General features: G+C 70.9%; 16 protein-coding genes. 7 read left to right on the top strand and 9 right to left on the bottom strand.

Annotation, left to right across the window (positions count from 1 at the left end):
• Positions 1–389: 389 nt before the first annotated feature.
• The gene (locus ACMCNO_RS14785) at positions 390–1,616 is read left to right on the top strand and encodes an Ig-like domain-containing protein (RefSeq protein ID WP_412750001.1); all 1,227 of its coding nucleotides are present in this window, start codon (positions 390–392) and stop codon (positions 1,614–1,616) included.
• 122 nt (positions 1,617–1,738) lie between these two features.
• On the opposite strand, the gene ACMCNO_RS14780 is transcribed toward ACMCNO_RS14785, so the two are convergent.
• Together ACMCNO_RS14780 and ACMCNO_RS14775 are read right to left on the bottom strand one after the other, a co-directional pair.
• Positions 1,739–3,106 (bottom strand): M14 family zinc carboxypeptidase, encoded by a 1,368-nt coding sequence (locus ACMCNO_RS14780; protein WP_412750000.1) that lies wholly within the window; start codon positions 3,104–3,106, stop codon positions 1,739–1,741.
• A 28-nt stretch (positions 3,107–3,134) separates the two neighbouring features.
• Complete coding sequence (locus tag ACMCNO_RS14775; RefSeq protein WP_412749999.1) at positions 3,135–3,515, bottom strand: hypothetical protein; 381 nt, start codon at positions 3,513–3,515, stop codon at positions 3,135–3,137.
• A gap of 30 nt (positions 3,516–3,545) precedes the next feature.
• Here ACMCNO_RS14775 and ACMCNO_RS14770 point away from each other — a divergent pair, with 30 nt between their 5' ends.
• The gene (locus ACMCNO_RS14770) at positions 3,546–5,375 is read left to right on the top strand and encodes an arabinofuranosidase catalytic domain-containing protein (protein WP_412749998.1); all 1,830 of its coding nucleotides are present in this window, start codon (positions 3,546–3,548) and stop codon (positions 5,373–5,375) included.
• A 60-nt stretch (positions 5,376–5,435) separates the two neighbouring features.
• On the opposite strand, the gene ACMCNO_RS14765 is transcribed toward ACMCNO_RS14770, so the two are convergent.
• Positions 5,436–6,905: a glycosyltransferase family 4 protein gene (locus ACMCNO_RS14765; RefSeq protein ID WP_412749997.1), complete on the bottom strand. Its 1,470-nt coding sequence runs from the start codon at positions 6,903–6,905 to the stop codon at positions 5,436–5,438.
• A 320-nt stretch (positions 6,906–7,225) separates the two neighbouring features.
• Between ACMCNO_RS14765 and ACMCNO_RS14760 the strand changes: the two genes are divergently transcribed.
• Together ACMCNO_RS14760 and ACMCNO_RS14755 are read left to right on the top strand one after the other, a co-directional pair.
• Complete coding sequence (locus ACMCNO_RS14760; RefSeq protein ID WP_412749996.1) at positions 7,226–7,693, top strand: hypothetical protein; 468 nt, start codon at positions 7,226–7,228, stop codon at positions 7,691–7,693.
• 68 nt (positions 7,694–7,761) lie between these two features.
• Entirely contained in the window at positions 7,762–9,171 is a 1,410-nt protein-coding gene (locus ACMCNO_RS14755) for a nitronate monooxygenase (RefSeq protein WP_412753704.1), read from the top strand.
• Positions 9,172–9,288: 117 nt separating this feature from the next.
• Here ACMCNO_RS14755 and ACMCNO_RS14750 read toward each other — a convergent pair whose 3' ends face one another.
• Positions 9,289–9,735 (bottom strand): hypothetical protein, encoded by a 447-nt coding sequence (locus ACMCNO_RS14750; RefSeq protein ID WP_412749995.1) that lies wholly within the window; start codon positions 9,733–9,735, stop codon positions 9,289–9,291.
• A gap of 177 nt (positions 9,736–9,912) precedes the next feature.
• Between ACMCNO_RS14750 and ACMCNO_RS14745 the strand changes: the two genes are divergently transcribed.
• Positions 9,913–10,365, top strand: a complete 453-nt coding sequence (locus tag ACMCNO_RS14745) for a VOC family protein (protein ID WP_412749994.1) — start codon at positions 9,913–9,915, stop codon at positions 10,363–10,365.
• 67 nt (positions 10,366–10,432) lie between these two features.
• Here ACMCNO_RS14745 and ACMCNO_RS14740 read toward each other — a convergent pair whose 3' ends face one another.
• From ACMCNO_RS14740 to ACMCNO_RS14725, 4 genes are all read right to left on the bottom strand, one after another.
• On the bottom strand, positions 10,433–11,395 hold the full coding sequence (locus ACMCNO_RS14740; RefSeq protein ID WP_412749993.1) for a hypothetical protein: 963 nt from the start codon (positions 11,393–11,395) through the stop codon (positions 10,433–10,435).
• Between the two features lie 108 nt (positions 11,396–11,503).
• On the bottom strand, positions 11,504–16,726 hold the full coding sequence (locus ACMCNO_RS14735) for a diguanylate cyclase (protein WP_412749992.1): 5,223 nt from the start codon (positions 16,724–16,726) through the stop codon (positions 11,504–11,506).
• 147 nt (positions 16,727–16,873) lie between these two features.
• The gene (locus ACMCNO_RS14730; RefSeq protein ID WP_412749991.1) at positions 16,874–17,437 is read right to left on the bottom strand and encodes a dihydrofolate reductase family protein; all 564 of its coding nucleotides are present in this window, start codon (positions 17,435–17,437) and stop codon (positions 16,874–16,876) included.
• Between the two features lie 386 nt (positions 17,438–17,823).
• Positions 17,824–18,816: a hypothetical protein gene (locus tag ACMCNO_RS14725; protein ID WP_412749990.1), complete on the bottom strand. Its 993-nt coding sequence runs from the start codon at positions 18,814–18,816 to the stop codon at positions 17,824–17,826.
• A 176-nt stretch (positions 18,817–18,992) separates the two neighbouring features.
• On the opposite strand from ACMCNO_RS14725, the gene ACMCNO_RS14720 reads away from it, so the two are divergent.
• Both ACMCNO_RS14720 and ACMCNO_RS14715 read left to right on the top strand, forming a co-directional pair.
• Complete coding sequence (locus ACMCNO_RS14720; RefSeq protein ID WP_412749989.1) at positions 18,993–20,261, top strand: alkaline phosphatase family protein; 1,269 nt, start codon at positions 18,993–18,995, stop codon at positions 20,259–20,261.
• 151 nt (positions 20,262–20,412) lie between these two features.
• Positions 20,413–20,790 (top strand): DUF3618 domain-containing protein, encoded by a 378-nt coding sequence (locus ACMCNO_RS14715; RefSeq protein ID WP_412749988.1) that lies wholly within the window; start codon positions 20,413–20,415, stop codon positions 20,788–20,790.
• A gap of 97 nt (positions 20,791–20,887) precedes the next feature.
• On the opposite strand, the gene ACMCNO_RS14710 is transcribed toward ACMCNO_RS14715, so the two are convergent.
• On the bottom strand, positions 20,888–22,495 hold the full coding sequence (locus ACMCNO_RS14710; protein WP_412749987.1) for a diguanylate cyclase: 1,608 nt from the start codon (positions 22,493–22,495) through the stop codon (positions 20,888–20,890).
• Positions 22,496–22,605: the final 110 nt, after the last annotated feature.

The raw sequence follows: 22,605 nt of genomic DNA, 5'->3' as shown, positions 1-22,605 counted from the left end.
CCACAGAGCGCTCCCGCTGCCGCCCGCCGCCATGGTCGCCTCCCGGTCCGCGCCGACGAGCAGGATCAACTTACGGCAGCGGTCAATGCGGCGCGGCGGTGGTAACCTCCAGGGTCCACTTGATCGACATGTGGAAATACCCATAAAAACCTCAAAGCAGACAACGAGAACGGGCCCCGAGGCGCCGGTCTCCATATCGCCCGGCGTTCCGCCACGGTCGAAAGCCCGAAGCGGTTCACCGGGCTAACCCCATATCCACCCAGACGGTCTCCGCCACAGCCCGTCTTGAATGTCCGATCGATTCAACAGGCAACGTTTCAAGCCCCGGTTGCGTCTTCTCTTGTACGGCCACGGATGACGCCGACCGGGACCCCTCGATTGCGAGAACCATGATTCAGCGACGTAACGTCATCATCGGCGCACTGGGCGTGGCCGCAGCCGCCGCGGCCGCCGGGTGTTCCGCCCACCGCACGGTCCGCTCCGGCACCGCCGGCTGGATCGAGCCGGTGGCCGACACCGCCCGGCCGGCCACGCCGGTCCGGCTGAGCGTGACGCCGGCCAGCGGGGCCACCGGGGTGTCGCCGGGGAAGCCGATCGTCGTCACCGCCGAAGGCGCCAAGCTGCAGTCGGTCACCGTCACCGCCGGCAAGACGAAGGTCAGCGGTTCCCTGCAGAGCGACGGGACCTGGACCTCGACCGACGACCTGGACTACGGCAAGGCCTACAAGGTGGTCGCGACCGCCACCGACAGCCTGGGCGCCGCAAGCACGCATACCTCCACCTTCAGCACGGTGAAGCCGCACAGCCTCGCCAGGATCACGTTCCAGGCGAACGGGATGAGCTCGCTCAAGACCGGCCATACGTACGGCGCGGGACAGCCGGTGATCATCGCGTTCAGCCGCGCGGTCAACAAGGCCGCGGCGGAGAAGGCCATCGAGATCGAGACCTCGCCCGCCGTCGAAGGCAAGTTCCACTGGGCGAACGACTCCACGGTGCATTGGCGGCCGGCGAAGTACTGGACCAGCGGCACGACGATCAAGGTGAGCGTCAAGGCGTTCGGTGTGAAGCTCGGCAAGGAGGTGTACGGCGCGAAGAACGCGTCCACCCACTTCAAGATCGGGCGTCAGCTGATCGCGATCAGCGACTACAAGAAGCACCAGACGAAGGTGTACATCGACGGCAAGCTCGTCCGCACCATGAAGTGCAGCCTCGGCAAGGGCGGCACCACCACAGGCGCGAACGGCGAGCACATCAGCTACTGGACGACGGGCGGTCCCCACGTCGTGCTGTCCAAGGAGCGGGTGCACAGCATGAGCTCGGAGAGCTACGGCATCACCGACCCGAAGGACCCGAACTACTACGCGCCCGAAGACGTCGAGTACTGCACCCGGATCAGCGACTCGGGCGAGTTCATGCACGCCGCCCCGTGGAACCATTCGCTGGGCCGCGCGAACCTGTCGCACGGCTGCATCAACCTCAGCGTGTCCGACGCGAAGTGGGTCTACGAGAACTTCATCGTCGGCGACATCGTCGACGTGAAGAACAGCCCGAGACCGCTGCAGATCGGCAACGGGCTCGGCGACTGGGCGGTCCCCTACCGCAAGTACGGCCGCTGACCGCCGCAGCCTAGTGGACGGCCATGGCCCTTCGTGGCCTCCCGTGTCGGGAGCCGCGAAGGGCCACAGCAACCCGCCTTCGAGCGGGGGCGCGGCTGTCCGCCGAGCTGCCTGCCGTGCTGTCAGTGGCCGGTCGGGTAGGGATGCGCCGCCGCGTTCGCCAAGGCCATGAAAGCGCCCACGTTGAGGTTCCAGAAGCCCGGCACGCACGAGTAGCGCGGGAAGAAGCCGCTGCAGCTGGAGGAGTTCGGGCCCACCTCGATGGTGTAGCCGGGCACGCCCAGCGTGCCGTAGATCCAGTCGTCGGTCGCCCCGGGCGCGAAGTAGTTCAGGCCGCCGTCACCGTGCACGACGTCGTAGTGGTTGGACCGGCTCATGGCCGTGGCGATCGTCCGGAGGTCGTCGTTGTTCGGCGCCAGCGTGTTGGTCCACCCGTACGGATAGATGTTGAGCTCGGCGTAGCTGTGCAGGGTGACGAACGTGCCGGTGGTGTCGGTGGTCGCGGGCGAGAAGTCGGCACTGGGCTTGGTGTCGCGGTAGATGCCGGCCAGCAGGTTCTGGATGCCCTGTGTTTCCGGCTCGCTGGCCGCGCTCGCACCCGGGTAGGTCTCGCTGCACTTGGTGCCCTGGTTGACATCCCAGTGGTAACTCGAATTGCGGTTGAGATCGACGCCTCGGCCGGTGCCGGAGCAGCCGTTGTCGTGGGCGTTCTTGCGCTGCGAGACGGGCCGGGTTGAGTTGGACGACACGATGTCGACGCCGTCCGGGTTGGCGATCGGGATGACCCAGAGTTCCGTGGTGTCCATCAGCCGCGTCACGTCGGCATTGGTGCCGTAGTTGCCGACCAGGTAATCGATCCACATGTAGGCCAGCTCGCCGGTCGCGAGCTCGCGCGCGTGCATCTGGGCCATGAGCGTGAACTTGGGTTTCGCACCGCTGGTGCTGGTCGCGCAGTCCCCCGGCTTGATCTTGGTGAGGCACAGGGCCTGGATGTCGTGGCCGCCCCTGCCCTGGGTCTTCAGCCACGACTGGCCGATGCTGCGCAGGACGACGAGGTCGGGGTGGGCCGAGGCGACCTGCTGGTTGTGCGCCTCATGCCCGGCCGCGGTGTGGTAGCCGCCGTAGTAGGTCCCGGCCGCCGCCCGCACCGACGCCGACACCGGCTGATAGAGCGGGCCGGCGTAGCGCACCGTCAGGCCACGGTGCCGCAGCCGCTGGGCTTCCGCGGCAGTCGCCAGAATCGGCACGCCGTGCGTCAACCGGCCTTCCAGCACGTCGTATCCGCGCTGGGTGAGATCGGCGGCCAGGCCGGTAGCGGTCGTGGACGGCGACGTGACGTCGTAGTAGGCCGGTTCGGACGCGTTCGGGACGGACGCGGCGGCGCCGCCGGGAAACGCCAGCCCGGCGCCGAGCAGGGGCAGCAGCACAGCCGTCGCGGCGGCGAGCACACTGCGCAGGCGCGACCGGCGGGAGAGCGCGAACCTGGTCATCGGTACCTCGATCGTGGGTGGCCCGGCGTCACGGTGCACCGGGACGTTGGCTATCCACGATTATCGATGTTCTCGTTCCCGTCAACATTTTGAACGGCGCCGCCGGCCAGCGCCGACTCACACCCGGGTCAGCCAGTGCGGCAAGGGTGAGGCGGGCAGATGCCGCCGCCAATGCTCCGATCCTCGCCGTCGTCCAGATGGCCGCGCAAGCCGCTCTGGCCTGCACGGCCATCGGAGCCGCCGTCGCCTGCATCGCGATCATGCTGCTCGCCCGGTGAGTCGCCTCGCGCTCGTTGCTGGACAGTCGAACAAGAAGCAACATTTTCGATCGGATATTGACCGTATCGACCAGCCAGCGTAACTTCCCGTTTACACGGTCGACCATCGTCGATGTCTGCCATGCCGGCACTGCGCAGACGGTCGTCAGGAGTGCATCCCCATGCGCAAACCCCACTCCCCCCTCCGCACCCTCGGGGCGACGCTGGTTCTCGTGCTCGGCACGCTGTTCGGCATGCCCGGCGCGGGCCTCGCCGCCACCTCCCTGCCCTGCGACATCTACGGCGCGGCCGGCACCCCGTGCGTCGCCGCGCACAGCACCGTGCGCGCGCTCTTCGCGGCGTACGCCGGACCGCTGTACCAGCTCACCCGCGCCTCCGACCGCGCCACCCACGACGTCGGGCTGCTGGCGGTCGGCGGTTACGCCAACGCCGGTGACCACGACGCCTTCTGCAACGGCACCACCTGCAGCATCACCAGGATCTACGACCAGAGCACCCGGCACAACGACCTGACCGTGTCCCCGGCCGGGACCGCCGGGCCGGCCGACTACCCGGCCGATGCGAGCGAGATCGCGATCACGGCCGGCGGCCACAAGGCGTACGGCATCTGGATCTCCCCTCAGCACGGCTACCGGCACTACGTCGGCGCGGGCGTCGCCCAGAACGGCGCACCCGAAGGCATGTACATGGTGGCCAGCGGGACCCACGTCGGTGCCGACTGCTGCTTCGACTACGGCAACGCCGAGGCGCAGGTCGCGGACACCGGCAACGGCCACATGGACGCGGTCAGCATTGCCACGACCTGCTACTTCGCGCCGTGCACCGGATCCGGGCCGTGGGTCGAGGCGGACCTGGAGAACGGCATGTTCCAAGGTGCCGACGGCTCCAACCCGGCGAACCTGGGCAACGACAGCGCGTTCGTCACGGCACTGCTGAAGAACAACGGCCAGACGACGTACGCGCTCAAGGGCGGCAATTCCCAGGCCGGCGGCCTGAGCACCTGGTGGAACGGCGCCCTGCCCAACCGTGGCGGCTACATCCCGATGCACCAGGAAGGCTCCATCATCCTCGGCACCGGCGGCGACAACAGCAACCGCAACATGGGTACGTTCTTCGAGGGCGTGATGACCTCCGGCTACCCGAGCGACGCCGCGGACAACGCGGTGCAGGCCAACATCGTGTCGGTGGGCTACTCCGGGCAGACCCACGTGCCCAACGGCCCCAAGGGGACGATCACCGGCCCCGGCGGCAAGTGCGTCGACGTGGCCGCGGACGACACCGGCCAGAACCTCGCCGCGGTGCAGCTGTGGGACTGCCAGTCCTACGCGTCCGACCAGCACTGGGCGCACTTCGCCGACAACACGCTGCGGACACTGGGCCGCTGCCTCGACATCGTCGGCAACGGCACGGCGGGCGGCACCCCGGTCGAACTCTGGGACTGCAACGGCGTCGGCGGCCAGAGGTGGGTGCAGCAGGCCGACGGCTCGCTGCGCAACCCGCAGTCCGGCCGGTGCCTCGACTCGCCCAGCGGCGCCACCGGCAACGGCACCCGCCTGCAGATCTGGGACTGCAACTCCTCGGCGGCCCAGAGGTTCGCCGTCGACGGCGGCGGCGCCGCGCTCGGACCGGCCGGCAAGTGTGTGGACGTCGCCGCGGACGACAGCGGGGCCAACGGGGCGGCCGTTCAGTTGTGGGACTGCCAGTCGTACGCCATCGACCAGCACTGGTTCCACAACGCCAACGGCTCGCTGCGCACTCTGGGCCGCTGCCTCGACATCGTCGGCAACGGCACGGCGGGCGGCACCCCGGTCGAACTCTGGGACTGCAACGGCGTCGGCGGCCAGGTCTGGCAGCAGCAGGCCGACGGCTCACTGCGCAACCCGCAGTCCGGGCGCTGCCTGGACGCCCCCAACGGCGCCTCGGCGAACGGTACCCGGCTCCAGATCTACGACTGCAACGGCAGCGCCGCGCAGCAGTTCGCCCTCAGCTAGGCCTGGGTACCCGCGGTCCCGAGTACCCGGCGGTGCTCGGGACCGGCCAGGCACGGCAGGTCACGTCGGGGCCGCCTCGAGCACACCGCGGTAGACGGCGTCGAGGACCGCGCTCTGCCGCTCCCACGTCCACTCCTCCAGGAGTCCTGGCCGGTCGTAGCCGGCCCGGTATCGTGCCGGGTCCGCCAGCACGGCTCGGGCGGCGCGGGCGAAGTCGTCCACATCGCCCGCCCGGAAGACTTCGCCGATGCCGTTGACCCGGACCATCTCGGCGGCGGCGCGTACGTCGCTGACCACCTGCGGAAGTCCGGCGTGTGCGTACTCGAACGACTTGTTGGTCAATGCCACTTCGTGGTTCGGCGTGTGCTCGAGCGGGCTGACCGCGGCGTCGGCGCCGGCGAGGAACGGAACCACCTGGTGGTGCGGCAGGTACGGCAACAGGTGCAGCCGGTCGGCGACCCCGCGCGCGGCAGCCTGCGCCTCCAGCGCCTCGGCAGCCGCCGGGGTCTGGTCCGGGGCGAGGGACAGCAGCACCAGATGCACACCGGGAAGCTGGGGCAGCGCGTCGATCACGACGTGCAGGCCGCGCTGACGGGCGATCGCGCCGCTGTACGCCAGCACCGGTGTGGCGCTGTCCAGGCCGCACCGGCGCCGCAGGTCCGGGACCTCGCCGGTCTCGGCCGAGATCCTCGGCGCATTCAGGACGACGGTGGGACGGACCGTCAGCCGGTGGTTGCTCATCAGCAGGTCGGCCAGCATCGGCGAGACGGTGACAACGGCGTCGGCGTACGGTGCGAACTCCCGCTCGTGGGCGACCTGGGCCGGCAGCCACCGCGGCCGTCCTGGCGGCGGGACGACCCCCGACACGAGTTCATGGGCGTCCCAGACGAGTCTGACCGAGCGCCCGCGCAGTACGGCCCGCATCTTCGCGCGAGCCCCGACGCCGATCGTGTGAAAGTCGTTCGCGTGGATGATGTCCGGCCGGAGCTTGTCGATCACCGGGGCGAAGGCGAGCTCCAGATCGAGCATCGCCGGGTCGAGATACCGCCAGCTGCGGTTGCCCCAGAAGAACGTCCGGAACCAGATATGAAACCTGGTCAGAGGCGCGGTCTCGCTGGCGCGCACGGCGTCCAGGCGCCGCCGTTGCGCGTCGCGGAACCGGACCCACGGGCGAAGGACTTTGAGCGCCAGGCGACTGGGGTACAGCGCGAGGCGGCCGAGTCGGGCACGCCATACGGCTCCCGACTGCTGGACGGCCGCCAGGTGCCCGAGCCGTGCGAGGAGCTCCAGGTGGCGATACTCGACGACGCCTTTGCGGTATGCCGCAGCCAGGCGTGACGGGTAGGCGAGCACCCGGCGCACCGGCCGGCGAACTCCGGATCGCCAGGCGAAGGCGTTGTCACCCAGCGGCACCAGCTGCACGTCCGCCTCGCCGATCTTCCAGCGGCTGCCCTTGCTGGTGTGGAGCTTGATGCCGACCAGGGTCACGCGCCACCCGGCCGCCGCAGCCGACTCGGCCTGCTTCTGCACGCGCGAGTCAGTCTCGACACCGTTGCGTACCAGCATCACGATGTGGCCGCGAGATGGCGAATCCGACGTGCGTGGCATCGGTGCGGCTGCTAACTCAACGAGATCTGGCACACGACGACTAACTGCCGAGCGCTCGGCGGGAAACGTGGGGAAATGCCTGATCTATGACATTTGCGCCGCCATGATCACCGGCTATCCGATCATGGTGCCCGGCGCCTCCTGTCGCCCGTAGAACGTCGGGATCGCGGGACCTGTGGCCGTACCGATTAGGGGACGTGGTTCTCTGCTCCCCGCCCGCGCCGCGGGGCAGGATCCATCGCATGATCTCTGTTGTCCTCGTGTTCACCGGCGGGACCCTGCTCGTCGCCGGCGCTCTGATGCTTACCCAGGGGCTGATCGGACGCCGCAGTGTCACCCGGGAACTGGCGCGGCAACGCATCAGCTTCCCGGTCAGGGACGCGCTGCCCATCAGCCTGGCCCGCTACGCCGGACTGCCGGTGCACACCGGCTCCCAGGCGCGGGCCTTCTCCGAGCTGATCGGCGTCCACGTCGCCAAGGCCACGGGTGGCCGCACGTACGCGGAGATCGCCGACGAATGGCAGGCCGGTGGACGCGCCGACGACGGGCTGGCCCGGTTGCGGGACACCGCCTTCATGGGACAGAGCCTGCGCGGCGCCCTGCTCGGCGCGTACCAGGCATGGCAGGTCACCCTGCTGGTCGTCGGCCTGGGTGCGCTGTTCATGGCCATCGGCGTGGCGTTCGTGGCCCTAGCCCTGCAGATGTCGTGAACCGGCCGAACGAGACGACCGGCGGCACCACGGCAACCGGCGGCCTACCGGTGATCATCCAGGGCGGCATGGGGGTCGGTGTCTCCGGATGGCGGCTGGCCCGTGCCGTGGCCCGCACCGGCCAGCTGGGGGTGGTGTCCGGTGTGGCCCTGGACGCGCTGCTCGCCCGCCGGTTGCAGGAGGGCGACGCGGATGGGTGTGTCCGCCGGGCGCTGGCACATTTTCCGGCTCCCGAGCTGGTCCACCGGGTGCTGCAGCGCTATTACGTGGCGGGAGGGATATCGGGCACGACGCCGTACCGGCCCGTGCCGCGACTCGGCCTGCGCTCCCGCCGGGCCGCGCAGGAGCTGGCGATACTCGGCAACTTCGCCGAGGTGTTCCTCGCCAAACAGGGACACCACGGGCCGGTCGGGGTGAACTATCTCGAGAAGATCCAGATGGCCACGCCCGCGGCGGTCTACGGTGCGATGCTGGCGGGCGTCGACTACGTGCTGATGGGCGCGGGCCTGCCGACCGAGATACCCGGCCTGCTCGACGCCCTGGCCGAACACCGACCGGTGCGGCTGCCGGTGGCGGTGCAGGCCGCCGCGTCGGGCGAACGTTTCCAGGTCAGCCTCGATCCGCCGACGCTGCTGGGCATGCCGATGCCGCCAATGCGACGCCCCCGGCTGCTGGCCATCGTCTCGTCCGCCACGCTAGCCGTCTATCTCGCCCGCGACGACGCCACCCGGCCGGACGGTTTCGTGGTCGAGACGCCGATCGCGGGCGGCCACAGCGCCCGTCCCCGGGGACCGCTGAAACTCAGCGCCGACGGTGAGCCGGTGTACGGACCGCGCGACCACGTCGATCTGCCGAGGATCGCCGCCCTGGGGCTACCGTTCTGGATCGCCGGTGGCCGGTGCGGCCCGGAGCACCTCACCGCGGTGCACGCGGCCGGAGCCGCCGGGGTGCAGGTCGGTACGGCGTTCGCCCTCTGCCGCGAGTCCGGTCTCGACCCCACGCTCCGGCGGAGCCTGCTGGATGAGGCTCTGCGCGGTGCCCTGGTGGTGCGAAACCACGCCGGAGCGTCACCGACCGGCTTCCCCTTCAAGGTGGCACACCTGGCCGGCACCGCCGCCGACGAGGACGTGTACGCGGACCGGCCGCGGCACTGCGACCTCGGCTACCTCCGTGTCCCCTACCAGAGAACGGACGGCAGAGTCGGTTACCGCTGTCCCGCCGAACCGGTCGGCGAATACCTGCGCAAGGGTGGATCGATCGAAGACACCGTCGGCAGCCGGTGCCTGTGCAACGGCCTGGTCGCCGGGATCGGCCTGGGTCAGCGCCGACCGGACGGGTACGTCGAGCCGCCCCTGCTGACCCTGGGGCAGGATCTCACGTTCCTGCCGGAACTGGCCGGGACCGGCGACGACTACCACGCCCGCGACGTCATCGACTATCTGCTCGGCGCGGAAGGCTACCCGCGCGCGACCGGGTAGCCCATGTCCGCGACCTCGGCCGCCACGGTGTCGAAGGCGGCCGGCTCATGAATCGCGCGGACGAGCAGCGGACCGCTGAAGTCGACGGGGCCCGGCCGAGTGACATCGGTCAGCAGATCAGGCCCGCCGGGCGAGCTGCCGGAGACGCCGATCGACAACCTGGTCCACATGCAGGGCGATCCAGGTACAGACCGCGGCCAGCGGCAACTCGACGAGCGCCGCCGACAGCACCGCCTCCGGCACGTCGACGCGACGCGACGTGGTCATGTCGAACCAGGCGTCCATGACCAGCATGGTCGCGGTCGAGGCGGCCAGCAACCCGACGATCCGCCGCCCGCGCCACGCCGCGAACGCCGTGGCGAGCAGAACCACGATGAGCATCACGTCGAAGCCCACCCACGCCGCACGGTAGTTGTGGGTCCGCTCATGATCCGGCAGCGTCACCGCCAGATACGCCGTCCACGGGATCGCGGCGGCGCCGAGCACGGCGAACACCGGTGCCACCCACCGGGGCGCCGGGTCGAGCCGGGCAGCCTCGCGCACCGCATCGTCAGGGACACCCATCCCTTCAGCATGCCACCCGCCACGTGCGGCAGTCCTGATCTCCCCGACGCGGCCGCGCGCTCCCGTGTTCGGGCAAGGGCGCGGGGTACGCAGGCCCACCGCGACCCGGCAGTGCGCGGGACCGGGCACCGCGCGAGGAGCGCGCATAGGCCACCACGCTCCCGTAAGGTTCGGCGGATGAGCGCGCGTTTTCAGCTTGTCATCGACTGCGCCGAGCCGGCCCGCCAGGCTGCCTTCTGGGCCGGAGCGCTCGGCTACGTACCGGAACCGGCACCCGCGGGTCACGCCACGTGGAAGGCGTACTACCGCTCCCTCGGAGTGCCCGAGGACGAGCTGGAGGGGATGGCCGACGATGAGGTCGACTCCATCGTCGACCCGGAGGGGGCCGGGCCACGAATCTGGTTCCAGCCGGTCCCCGAGACGAAGGTGGTCAAGAACCGGCTGCATCTGGACATCAGGATCGCTGACCGGACGGCGGCACTGCAGACGCGGCGCGAGCAGGTCGACACCGAGGTCAAGCGGTTGACCGGGCTCGGCGCGACCGTGGTGCGCGTGCTGGCAGAGCCAGGCATGGATCACTACGGGGTCACCCTGCACGACCCTGAGGGAAACGAGTTCTGTGTCGCCTGATCGCGGCGCCTGCCCCGGACCAGGCGAACGGGCGCCTGGTCCGGGGCGGTGCGCCGCCGGGCTCGGATCAGCGCAGTGGCGGCCCGAGCCGGTTCACGTAGATCGCATTGTCCGTGCCGCGGACGAACAGGTGCAGGATGTTCTGATACACCCCGGCGCCGGGGCCGGACGTGGTCGCGCCGCCACCCGGCACCTGCGACCATCCGGACCATGCGCTACCCAGCGAGTTGAGGTAGATCGCGTTGTCCGTGCCCCGGACGAACACGCCGAGCTCACCGCGGTAGACCACGGCGGCCGGGGACGACGGCGTACGGCCGCCGCCGGGGACCAGCGACCAGCCGGACCAGCTGGACGCCAGCCTGTTCACGTAGATCGCGTTGTCGGTGCCCTGGACGATCAGGTACAGCGTGTTCTGGTAGACCACGGCCGCCGGCCCGGACGGTGTCGCTCCCCCGCCGACCACCTCCGACCAACCGCTCCACGAACTCGTGTACCGGTTCACGTAGATCCGGTTGTCGGTGCCCTGGACGAACAGGTAGAGCGTGCTCTGGTAGATCGTCGCCGCCGGCGCGCCGTGCGTAGCGCCGCCCCCGGGAAGCTGGGACCAGCCGGACCACGAGGTGCCGTTCAGCCGGTTGACGTAGATCCGGTCGTCCGTGCCGCGGACGAAGAGATTCAGCTGTGACTGGTACACCACGGCCGCCGGGCCAGAGGTGGTGAGGCCGCCACCCGGCACCTCACTCCAGCCGGACCACAGCACCCCGTTGTGCCGTTGCACGTAGATCCGGTTGTCCGTACCCCGGACGAACAGGTACTGGACGTCGTTGTAGTTGACGGTTGCGGGCGAGTCGTACGTCGCGCCGCCGCCGGGGACCTGCGACCAGCCCGACCATCCCGACGGCAACGCCGCCTGGGCCGCAGCGGGCTGACCCCCGATGAGCGCCAATGCCGCCACGATCGCCACGACGCCCGCTACGGCGGCGCGGACGAACCGTCGGCCGACGCCGCCCCGGGCCTCCTGAGCCATCACTTGTCTCTCCTCGCCATAAGTCGCACACATGCGGTGCGCCTGAAATCGACGCTAGCCGATGAGTGTGACCACAGTGGAGGGATAACCATTACGACCCGTGAAACGGTGCTAGACGGCGATCACCTGGTTACGCCCGGCCGTCTTCGCCTGGTAGAGGGCATGGTCTGCGCGGGCGAGCAGTTGGTCGAGACCGTCATCGTGCGCGTTGAGGCTGGCCAGGCCGATGCTGATCGTGACGGTGACCGGTCCGTCCCGCGTCGCCACCGGTTCCGCCGCCACGGCCAACCGGATCCGTTCGAGCGCGGTGGTCTCGGTGTCCACGAAGCCCGGCAGGAACACCGCGAACTCCTCGCCGCCGTAGCGGCCGAGGATGTCGGATTCCCGGAGTGCTGCGGCGATGCGGCGGGCGACCTCGCGGATGACGTCGTCACCGACGCCGTGCCCGTACGTATCGTTGATCTTCTTGAAGTTGTCGATGTCGAGCATGGCCGCGCTGAGCCCGTGGCCGCTGCGGCGCGCCACCCCGAACAGCGCCGCCGCCAGGGAGAAGAAGTGCCGGCGGTTGTGAACACCGGTCAGCTCGTCCGTGGTGGCCAGCTCCTGCACCCGGGTGAAGAGCTGAGCGTTGTCGTACGCGGTCATGCCCTGGCCGGTCAGTGTGGCGGCAACATTCCGTGCGGTGTCGTCGAACGCCGGCCCGCCCAGGAGCACCAGACCGACCGGGCCGTCACGGTTGACGAGCGGCACCACGAGCGTCGTCGGGTGGACGCCCAGCACCTCGGCGACGGCGGCCGGCACCTTCCCGTCACGCAGCACCGTCGCGGATTCGTTGGTGCAGAGCCGGGTCCACGCCGGGTCCGTGCCCGGGTCCACGGTGCCGCCGACCAGTCCGGGTGCCGGTCCCGCCAGGTGCGTGACGGTCAGCGGGTCGGTGCCCCGCAGCAGGGCGGCGGTGGTGGCACCGAGCTGGGTGTGCAGGGTCGCGAAGAGTTGGTGGAGCAGCTGCGCGGGGTCGAGGATCGTGGTCAGTTCGGCGAGGCTGGCGCGCAGGGTCTCCGCGAGCTCCTGCGCCTGGCGCGCGGTGCGCACGGCGAGATCGAGCTGGGCGGCACGCGCGGTCTCCAGGGACACGGCGACGTGGCTGGTGATCGCGGTCAGCACCTCGACGTCGTCCTCGGTGAAGATGCCGCGCGCCATCCGGCTGTCCAGGTAGACGATGCCGATGAGCCGGCCCTTGAGCTGCACCGGAGCGACCATGATGCTGCGAAGGCCGTGCACCACCACGCTCTCGGAGCCGAGCGACGCGCCGTGTTCGGTGCCGGTGACCACGAGCGCCTCACCGGTGTCCGCGACGCGGTGCACCAGGCTGGAGCCGTAGTCGCTGACCGCGTCCAGGTCGCCGCCGGCCGCGTCGCGGCCGACGAACGGGCGGACCCGGCCGTCGTCGACCAGGAACATCAGTGCGCGCTCGGCGCCCAGGATGCGCAGCGTCTCGTCCAGCGCGATCCGGGCCAGCCGATCCGGGTCGAGGACCGAGGCGGCGGCGATGCTGACCTGCTGGAGGGCTTCCATGCGCCGGCTGACGACCGTCCTGGTGGCCCGCTCGCCCATCCGCGTACCGGGTGCGGCCGAGGTGGCGTCCGTGATGCCGAACTCCGCGCGGACCTGACGTGCCCGACCTTCCAGGCCGTACCGGGTCGCGATCATGTGGGCCCACTGCGCATGGCGGTCGGCCTCGCCGGTGATGCCGGTGCGGTGCAGTACCCGGGCCCGCAGCCGAGCGATCTCGAAGGCGACCAGCGGCGAGTCGAGCGGCCGGGCCTTGCGTTCGATGCGGTCGCACAGGCGAAGGACCGCGGTGTACTTGCCCTCGACCAGCAGGAGCGCGGCCCGGGTGATCTCGTGCGCCGCACGCAGCAGCGACGTGGCGGTGTGCCGGCCGAGTTCACGCACGGCCGCGCGGGCGGCGGTCAGCAGGCGGGGGTCCGGCTCCGATGCCTGCCGGCACTGAGCCAGGCGGCCATAGGCCAGGTACATGTAGCACCAGTGGTGGTGGGTCATCAGCTCGCCGCCCTCGGCGAACCGCTCCCAGTCGGCAGCGGCCGCCTCGAACAGCTCGCCGAACTCGCCCTGCTCCACGAGCGAATGCATGGTGGCCAGAACCAGGGTGCGGCGCTGCTGGACACTCGCGGCTTCATGATCGAACGATTCCTGCAGGTCGGCGAGCGCGGCGGCCGCCTCGCCCAGGTGGCCCTGCTGAGCGGGGATCATGACCGACAGGGCGGCGAGTGTGGTGCCGCTGATCTCCCGCCCGGTGGGCAGCACGGCGATGGCCCGCTCGTAGCAGGCCTGCGCTTCCCGGGGATTGCCCCGCAGGACCTGGCGCATGCCGGCGGTGGCCACACCGGCGATGAACTGAGCCGGCTCCAGCCACCGGGCATGCCGGTCCAGCATCTCGTTCCATTCCTGGCCGGAGTCGCCGGAGCCGGAGAACAGCAGCCCCATCGTGCGGGTGAAGTCGACGTACGCGACGAGGGCGGGGTCGGCCAGTTCGGCGGCGTAGCGGGCCGCGCGGGCAAAGCAGCGCAGGCCGACACCCCGCAGGCGGACCATCACCCCGATGAAACCCACCATCGCGTACGCGCGCGTGAGCTGTGCACCGGGACCGAGCCGGTTCGCCACGAACAGGGCGCGCTGGGCGAACGCGGCCACCTCGTCCATGCGCATGCCCAGGGCGGCGGAGTAGGCGCCCGTGTCCAGCAGCCGGGCCCGGACGAGGTACTCCTCGCGCCGCCGGCCGCGTACGGTGCCGAACCCGATGCCGGTGCGCCGGATCACCGCCGCCCCGAGGGCGGGGAGGAACCCGGAGACAACGCGCGCCAGTTTGTTGCGCGGCAACGGCCGGCCGATCTCGGCCAGCCCGGCGAAGACGGCCTTGGCCGCCTCCTCGTCGGCGTAGCCGACATTGTGCAGCTCGGCGATGGTCGTCCACACCGCCGCCCGCTGCCACGGATCGTCGGAGTGCGCGAGCGCCAGGTCGAGTCGTTCCCGCGCCTGCGTCAGCCGTCCGGCTCGCAGGTAGGCCGTGGCGAGCAGGTGGTGGGTGTCGATGTCGACCGTCAGGCCGTGGGCGTTCGCGGCGTGCTCGGCCTGCTCCAGGAACGTGACGGCCTCGGCGGGCGCCTGGTCGGCCAGCGCCTGCCGGCCGGCGGCCACGCTGGTGCGGTACACCGCCTCAGCCTCAGCCGCCGGGTCGGCCTGCGCGTAGTGCCCGGCGACCGCGTAGACGTGGTCGGCCTCCCGGGGGTCGAGCGTCTCGAGCTGCCGGGCGATCCGTGCGTGGAGGTCGCGGCGGCCCGTGGGGTCCAGCGTGGCGAGCAGGGCCCGGCGGACCGCCGGGTAGACGAAGCCGTAACGGCCTGCGGCGCGCGCCTCCACCAGCCGGCGCCCGATGGCCGCCTCCACCGCCGTGGCGACCGCATCCGCGGACCGGCCACCGGCCGCCGTCACCAGGTCGAGGTCGAACCGGCTGCCCACCGCGGCCGCCACGGCCAGCACGGCACGTTCGGCGTCGGTCAGCTCGTCGAGCCGGGACACGACCAGGTCGAGGCCGTCGGCCGGGACCGGCAGCGCGTCCAGGCCCTCCTCGTCGAGCAGCCAGGTGTCCCAGTGCGGTACCAGCAGTCCGCTGTCGACCAGGTGCCGCAGATACTCGATCGCGGACAGTGGTACGCCGCCGGAGCGGGCGGTGACGTGTGCGGCCAACTCGCCGGGCACCGGGGCTCCGGGCAACCGCGAGGCGACCAGGGCCGCCATGTCGTCGTCGGACAGCGCCCCGAGCGCCAGCACCGGGTCGGCGCCGGCGGCGAACCCGCCGGGGGCGGTGTCCGCGTCGTTCGCGACGGCGACGAGGACCAGCAGCGGTGCGTCGCTCAGCGTACGGTCGAGGTCTGCCAGCACTCGGCGGCTGGTGTCGTCGAGCCAGTGCGCGTCGTCGATACAGAGCAGCGTCGGGCCGACGCGGGTGGACAGTTCGATCAGGAACGTCGCGACCGCGTGGACGAACTGCTCGTCGCGGCCCCCCGCGGCGGTGTCCGGAACGTCCGCGAGCAGGTCGGCCAGGCCCGCCGACAACGGCTTGAGCAGGCTGGCGCCGGCCGCCATCGCCGACTCCCGGACGGTCTGCGCGGTGGCGGCCCACTCGTCCGCGGGCAGCGCCCGCCACTTCCGGATACAACGGTCGAGCGTCTCGCGCAGCGCCGCCAGCGGCACGGTGTCGTCGGGGCCGCACCGGGCGTCGAGGACCAGCGCGCCATCCGCGGCGGCGGTGACCGCTTCGAGCAGGCGGGTCTTGCCGAGCCCACTGGGACCATGGACCACGGCGACACCACCGGCCCCGGCGCGCGCCCTGGCCCACCGGGACTCCAGCGCGGACAGGTCCGCGTCGCGGCCGTACAGCGGCCAGTTCGTCGGGCCCTCCGCCGCCACGGCGTCAGAGCAGCGACCCAGCGCGGCGAGCAGCTCGGTGGCCGAGCCGTACCGGTCGTCGGGGTCCTTGGCCAGCAGCCGGGTGACGATCTCGGCGAGCACCGGGTCGGCGTCGGGCCGGGACTTGCGGACGTCCGGGATCGGCGCGGCGGCATGGTGGCGTAGTAGCGCACCGACGTCCGGGCCCTGGTAGGGCGGGTGCCCGGTCAGGCATTCGAAGAGCACGACTCCGAGGGAGTAGAGGTCGGAGCGGCTGTCGACCGGGCGTTTGAGCATGCCGGTCTGCTCCGGCGAGCTGTAGATGAACGTGCCGACCGCGCTGTCCTCGGCGACCGCCTTGCCGGCGCGAGCGGCCAGGCCGAAGTCGATCAGCATGGCCGGGCCCGAACGCGGCACCATGACGTTCTGCGGCTTCAGGTCGCGGTGCACCAGGCCGGCCTGGTGCGCGGCGGCCAGCGCGTGGGCGATCTCCGCGCCCAGCGTGACGACCCGCACCTGGTCCAGCATGCCGCCGGCCAGGAGGTCGGCCAGCGAAGCACCGTCGACCAGGTCGGTGACCAGAGCGGGGCGTCCGTCGTGCAGTCCGACGGCCCGGGTGCGCACCAGGCCGGGGTGGTCCACGCACGCCATCAGGGCGGCCTCGCGGCGGAAGGAGGCCAGCGCCTCCGGCTCGTGCCCGGCCGCGCCGCGCAGTTGCTTGAGGGCGTACGGCTGGCCGCGGCGCGCGGCCCGGAACACCGACGTGGCGGCGCCGCGTCCGATCTCGGCGCCGACGACGAGATCGGTCAAGTCCAGTCGGCTGCCCGCAGACCAGCGGTGGCCACCCGCCCCGGCGTCGCTCACGCGGTCCCCCTGGTCCGAATCAATCCCTCGCGCTCATATCGTCAGACGGAATGCGGACCTAAGGAATTGGTCCTGCACCACGGCTCGTCCCCTGGTGAGAGGTGCGTCCGCGCGGCCCGAAGCCCGCGCCGATCCGACGCCGGGCACTCAGTGCCTGGTTTCGTACCTGGTCAGGATCACCCCGTCGGGAAACGTCCGGGTCTCCACCAGGGTCAGGTTCACCCAGTTGTCCAGGGCCGTGAAGAACGGCGTGCCGCCGCCCACCAAGACCGGTGCGGTGGCCAGCACGTACTCGTCGATCAGCCCGGCCCGCATCGCCGCTGCGGCGAGTGTGGCGCCGCCGATGTCCATGGGGCCGCCGTCCTCGGCCTTGAGCCGGGTGATCTCGGGGACCGCGTCGCCGGTGACCAGGCGGGTGTTCCAGTCGACCGTGCTGATTCTGGAGGAGAACACCACCTTCGGCATGTCCCGCCAGCGGCGGGCGTACTCGATCTCCGCAGGGGTGGCGCCGGGCTGCTGGTCGGCGGTCGGCCAGTGGGAACTCATCGTCTCCCACAGTCTGCGCCCGTACAGCGCCAGGCTGGTCGCCCCCACCCGGTCGGACCACCACTGGAACAGTTCGTCGCTCGGCACGCTCCAGCCGAGGTCGTCGCCGGGCGCGGCGATGTAGCCGTCCAGGCTCAGGTTCATGGCGAAGGTCAGTTTCCGCATGGCGTCAGCCTCCCGTGAGTCGGCGTTCGGCGTACAGACCAGCACGGCGCAGAAAGATCATCGGTCAGGCACGCCGAGGGCCGGTGGACCACCGCGCCAGGCGGATGCCGCGGACGGAAGGGAACCCCTACCTGCCGACTCCTTGACGCATGACAGCGGCCGTCCGCCGCGACGGCCGGCGGCGGCCCGGAAATCGATGGCCTTCCAGATCCGCGGCCCCTGAGGTGACCTTGCCCGCGAGGCTGGTGATCCGGCAGGCACGACGCGGACTCAGCGGCGGCGGTGCCGGGGTCGCGCAGCCGGCCGCCGAGCTACGACCGATCCTGACCGTGAAGGGCTGACCGAGCACCGTCCCGATACAGCGTTCCCTCCGGGCGGGCCGACGGTCAGCCCGCCACGCCGGGCGGCATCCCGGGAAAGCCCTCGGGGGTGACCCAGACGTAGCCGCCCACGAGTTCGCGGCCGATCGAGAGGGCATTGCGCAGGGAGGCCGCATTGGATGGGTGGATCGTTCCCCACAGCACGTCTCCGTCACCGGCGTCAAGCTGATCAACCAGTCTCTGCACCACCCCCGACGCCAGCCGCCGGCCTCGGTGCGACGCGTCCAGGCACAGCTCCTGTACGGAGAACCCGCGCATCGCGTGCGCGTCGTCGCGCAGTGCCGCAACAACGCCGGCGGATGCACCATCGACGAGGACCTCGAAGAGCAGTCCCGCATCGGCGCACTCGGTCAACGACTCGAGGTTCTCCGGGTTCGCCCACATCGGAAGCTCGGGCTCGCGCTCCGCCAGCTCCTCGTAGATGGCCGCCACCCGCTGTACCAGCCGCTGCGGATTGCCGGCGCGCAGGCCAACCCCGGCATACGAGTTCGCTCGCGGATGCGCCCTGAGCTGGCTGACGAGCCCCGCCACGACGTGCATGTCGATGGCGCAGTGCGGGCCGAATCGGGGATCGCGCCGCAGCTGCTGGACCAGTCGCGGCGCGTCCGGCGCGGCCACCCGAAGGCACAGCGGTGCGAAGTCCCGATACGCCGATGCAACGGCCGCGCCGACGACGGACAGGCTGTCGGGTGCCGGGCGAAGACTCGTGGCGACCACGTCGACGAAGGGCCGGTCGACGTCCCGTCCGCGAAAGCGGATCCCGGTGAGCGCCCACCCACCGCCGGGCAGATCGAGGCGGCGGTTGGCCCATTCGAGCGGGTCGGCGGGGCCACCCGTGCCTACCTGGTCCCGGAATTCGCCGCCGAAATCCGCGTTGCCCGTCCGGTCCGCCTCGGCGGCCACCGCGTCGCGCAGTTGCTTTCGCAGGTCGGGCTCGGCATACCAGGACGCGATGGTGGGGGAGGTCCAGCCGAGACGGGCTTCGACCAGGTCGTCCAACACACTCTCCACCGGCTCACCCTCACAGACCCCGCGCCACCGCGCAAATGACCTTCGACGGGCGGGCGTTCGGCACGGCCGTCGCGGCGTCGGAACCGGCCGGGGTGCGGCGGGAGTATTCGCATCATCAGGATGAGAGGTATTTATGTTCATCGATGTTAACGACACTCTCTCACATGAATCCTGTGACCCGACGGGAGTTCCTGGCCGGCTCGGCCGTCGTGGCGGCGGGGATGCTTCTCACCCCGACCGCGGCGGAAGGCGACACCGAGCTACCCGACCCGGCCGACTCCGGCATCGACCACATCGTGGTCGTCATGATGGAGAACCGATCGTTCGACCACTACCTCGGCTGGCTGCCCGGCGCCGACGGCATCCAGGCCGGACTGAGCTACGCCGACACCTCCGGCGCGGTGCACCCGACCCACCATCTCCTGGTGCCGAACGGCTGCGGGTTCCACGACCCGGACCATTCGTACGAGGGCGGGCGGGTCGAGCTCAATGACGGCGCCTGCGACGGCTGGCTGCGTGCCGGCTCCAACGACCTGCTGTCCATCGGTTACTACGAGCGGCCCGACCTGGGGTTCTATGGCAAGGCCGCGCCGCAGTGGACGGTGTGCGACCGGTATTTCGCGGCGATGATGGCGCCGACCTACCCCAACCGGTTCTTCCTGCACTCGGCGACCACGGACCGGATCACCACCTCGCTCGACCGGATCGCCACCATGCCGGCCATCTGGGACCGGCTCGCCGCGGCCGGCGTGAGCGGCCGCTACTTCTACAGCGACGTCCCGTTCACCGCGCTGTGGGGCACCCGGTACCTCGGCATCAGCCGACGCATCGGCGAGTTCTACACCGCCGCGGCAGCGGGCACGCTGCCCGCGGTGAGCTTCGTCGAGCCGGCGTTCCTGGGCGAGGCTGTGCCGGGCCTCGCGGAGGACGAGCACCCGCTGGCCGACATCCGTCTCGGCCAGGCTTTCCTCGGCAAGGTCCACGACGCGGTGGTGAGCTCACCCCACTGGAGACGGACGGTCCTGGTCATCACGTACGACGAGTGGGGCGGGTTCTTCGATCACGTGCCACCGCCGGTGGGCGAGGACCCGAATCCCGCGCTCGGCACGGGCCTGCGCGGCTTCCGGGTGCCGTGCGTCGTCATCTCTCCCCGCGCCCGCCGCGGCCACGTGGCCCACGGCCTGTACGACCACACCTCGATCCTCAAGATGATCGAGTGGCGGTTCGGCCTCGCGCCCCTCACCGTCCGCGACGCGGCCGCCAACAACCTCGCGGAGGTCCTCGACTTCGACACTCCGGCCGACACCAGCGCCGAGCGGTACCACGTGCCCCGTCCGATCACCCTCGGCTGCCTCCTGCCGCAACACACCCACAGCGGCGACGACTGGCCCGACCTGCAAAGGCTCGCTCACCAGCGCGGCTTCCCGACATAGTGCAGGTCACCAGCCCCGCCACCGACCCCGGTGTGCGAGGTCACCGAACCCGGCAGGGTGAATGAACGCCCAAGTCACGTTAGTCACCGTCGTCCAGGGGGCAAGTACGCGACCAGCACTTCCACGGACGCTCGACGGTGAGGAGACAGAAATGACGACCAGTTACACCAGCGGTGGCCTGCGGACGTCGCACACCCCTGCGGGCAGTCCCGAGCACATCCGGGCGGACATCGAACAGAACCGTGCCGACCTCGACGGCACCGTCACCGCGCTCACCGGGACGGTGGAGCCCGGTACGCGGATGCGCGGCGCGCTGTCGCGCATGAAGACCAGGACCGCCTCCGGCGTCTCCCGCCTCCGCGCGCAGGCGCCGCGGCGGGCGCGGCAGGCCGTCCGCAATCCGGCCGTACCGGCAACGGTAGGCGGCCTCGCCCTGGCCGGTGCGGTGGCCGCGGTGCTCCTCGGCCGCCGCGCGGCGAAGTCGCGATCGGCCCGCAAGCGCTGGCTCCCCGGCATCCTGCACCGCTGAGCCCGGCCCGAGTCCCCGCTCGGGTCGGCTCCCCTTCCCGGTCATCGATCCGGCCGGGAGGGGACCGCCGGTCGGCGACCGCTGGCGTCACGCAGGGTCAGTCGGCCGGGGTGCCTCGGTCGCGGTAGGCGCGGGGGCGTGGTTCCGGCTCGGTTCCGGCCACGACGCGGTTGCGTCCCGCGCGTTTTGCCGCGTACAGGTTGCGGTCGGCGGTGGACAGTACGGAAGCCTGGCTGCGGGGGGACGTCTCGCCGACTCCTGCGACGCCGATGCTGACCGTGACGGGCAGCCCCCGGGTCATGTCGTGCCAGTCGTGCTCGCTGACGGCCCGCCGGATCCCCTCGAGCTGCCTGGCCGCCAGGATGACAGGAGTAGCCGGCAGCACGAGGAGGAACTCCTCGCCGCCGAGCCGGGCGGTGATCCCTTCGGGCAACACGGCGGCCAGTCCGGTGTCCAACAGCTTCGCGACCTGCGCGAGGACCTGATCGCCGGTGTCGTGGGAGAGCTGGTCGTTGATCTGCTTGAAATGGTCGATGTCGACGATTCCGACGCTCAGGTCCGGGTCGGCGGCGATCAGGGCGGGCAGTTCCTCGTCGACGTAGCGGCGATTGCGCAGCCCGGTGAGTGGGTCACGGCGGGCCTGTTCGCGGAAGCGGTCGGCTTCCTCGCGCGCTTCGGCGGTCTCGAAGCGGGCGTGCCGGGTCAGCGCCGTGTCCTGTTCCTGTCGCGCCAGCAAGGTCTCCTGGGCGGCGAAGAAGCTCTTGAGGGTGGCGAACGCCTCGGCGTGTTCCCCCCGGGCGGCGTGCAGTTCGGCCTGTTCCCGGTGCACCCGGACCAGGACCGCGTGCAGGTCACGCTCGATGCACAGGGCTCGGGAGGCGTCCAGGCTCACCTGGGCCCGGTCGGTCGCGCCGAGACCGCGCTGGGCGCGGGCCAGGGTCAGCAGGTAATCGGCCAGATCATCCGCGACGTCGCGCTGCCCGGCCTCCTGCTGGGCGATGCACTTCTGCATCGTCTGCTCGGCCTGGGCGTACTCGCCGTTCTCGATCTGGATCACGCCGATCGTGTCCAGCTCCGTGGCATGCAGATCCAGGCCGTGCGCCGCGGCGTGGTGCTGCATGCGGTGGGCGATCTCGCGGGCCCGCAGGAAGTCGGCGGCGTCGTACTCGGCATAGGCCCAGTTGTTGAGGACCATCGTGAGCCGCTCCCACTGCCGCAGCTCCCGGGCCAGCGTCTCGGCCTGGCGGTAGCGCAGCCGGGCCGCGTCCATCTCACCGTTGAGCGCGAGGGCGTCGGCCAGCCGGGTACGGTGCATGATCTGCATGTACGGGGTGGCGGTCTCGTCGAGTAACTCGACCGCGCTCAGCGCGTGCTCCAGGAATTTGGCCGCGTCACCGGACAGCTGTTCGATGTTCGCCCAGGCCAGGTGTACGCGGGCCTGCAGCCGGCGATCGCCGTGCCGGACGGCCCACTCGTGGATGCCGTGAACCTGCCGCGTGGCCCCGGCGACGTCGCCGATCCGCTGAAGCATGATGGTCCGGCAGAGGCGGGCGCGGGCGAGCAGGCCCTCGTCGCGCAGGGTGGCGGCCCGGCGCTCGCACTCCACCGCCGCGGCGTAACCGCCCTCGGCATCGCCGCCGTAATGGTCCTCCAGCGCCAGCAGGGCAGCCGACAGCTCCTCGGCGCTGGTCGCGCTGCCGTCCAAGGAACCACCCCCGCACAGTTGCCGCTGTCCCTATCGGAACCCGGGCGACCCTGGCTGAGCAAATTCCGCGGCCCGAGGAGGCCGTGCGCGGGCCGTGGCCGAACTCAGCG

Origin of the sequence: Krasilnikovia sp. M28-CT-15, assembly GCF_047159595.1 — a bacterium.
GTDB lineage: Bacteria > Actinomycetota > Actinomycetes > Mycobacteriales > Micromonosporaceae > Actinoplanes.
This window is presented reverse-complemented; position numbering and strand designations above follow the sequence as displayed.

Excerpts from the sequence above, each read along its gene's own strand:
- ACMCNO_RS14715 (WP_412749988.1), top strand. The coding sequence starts at position 20,413 with ATGACGACCAGTTACACCAGCGGTGGCCTGCGGACGTCGCACACCCCT.
- ACMCNO_RS14745 (WP_412749994.1), top strand. The coding sequence starts at position 9,913 with ATGAGCGCGCGTTTTCAGCTTGTCATCGACTGCGCCGAGCCGGCCCGC.
- ACMCNO_RS14785 (WP_412750001.1), top strand. The coding sequence starts at position 390 with ATGATTCAGCGACGTAACGTCATCATCGGCGCACTGGGCGTGGCCGCA.
- ACMCNO_RS14750 (WP_412749995.1), bottom strand. The coding sequence starts at position 9,735 with ATGGGTGTCCCTGACGATGCGGTGCGCGAGGCTGCCCGGCTCGACCCG.
- ACMCNO_RS14720 (WP_412749989.1), top strand. The coding sequence starts at position 18,993 with ATGAATCCTGTGACCCGACGGGAGTTCCTGGCCGGCTCGGCCGTCGTG.
- ACMCNO_RS14770 (WP_412749998.1), top strand. The coding sequence starts at position 3,546 with ATGCGCAAACCCCACTCCCCCCTCCGCACCCTCGGGGCGACGCTGGTT.
- ACMCNO_RS14780 (WP_412750000.1), bottom strand. The coding sequence starts at position 3,106 with ATGACCAGGTTCGCGCTCTCCCGCCGGTCGCGCCTGCGCAGTGTGCTC.
- ACMCNO_RS14755 (WP_412753704.1), top strand. The coding sequence starts at position 7,762 with ATGGGGGTCGGTGTCTCCGGATGGCGGCTGGCCCGTGCCGTGGCCCGC.
- ACMCNO_RS14730 (WP_412749991.1), bottom strand. The coding sequence starts at position 17,437 with ATGCGGAAACTGACCTTCGCCATGAACCTGAGCCTGGACGGCTACATC.
- ACMCNO_RS14760 (WP_412749996.1), top strand. The coding sequence starts at position 7,226 with ATGATCTCTGTTGTCCTCGTGTTCACCGGCGGGACCCTGCTCGTCGCC.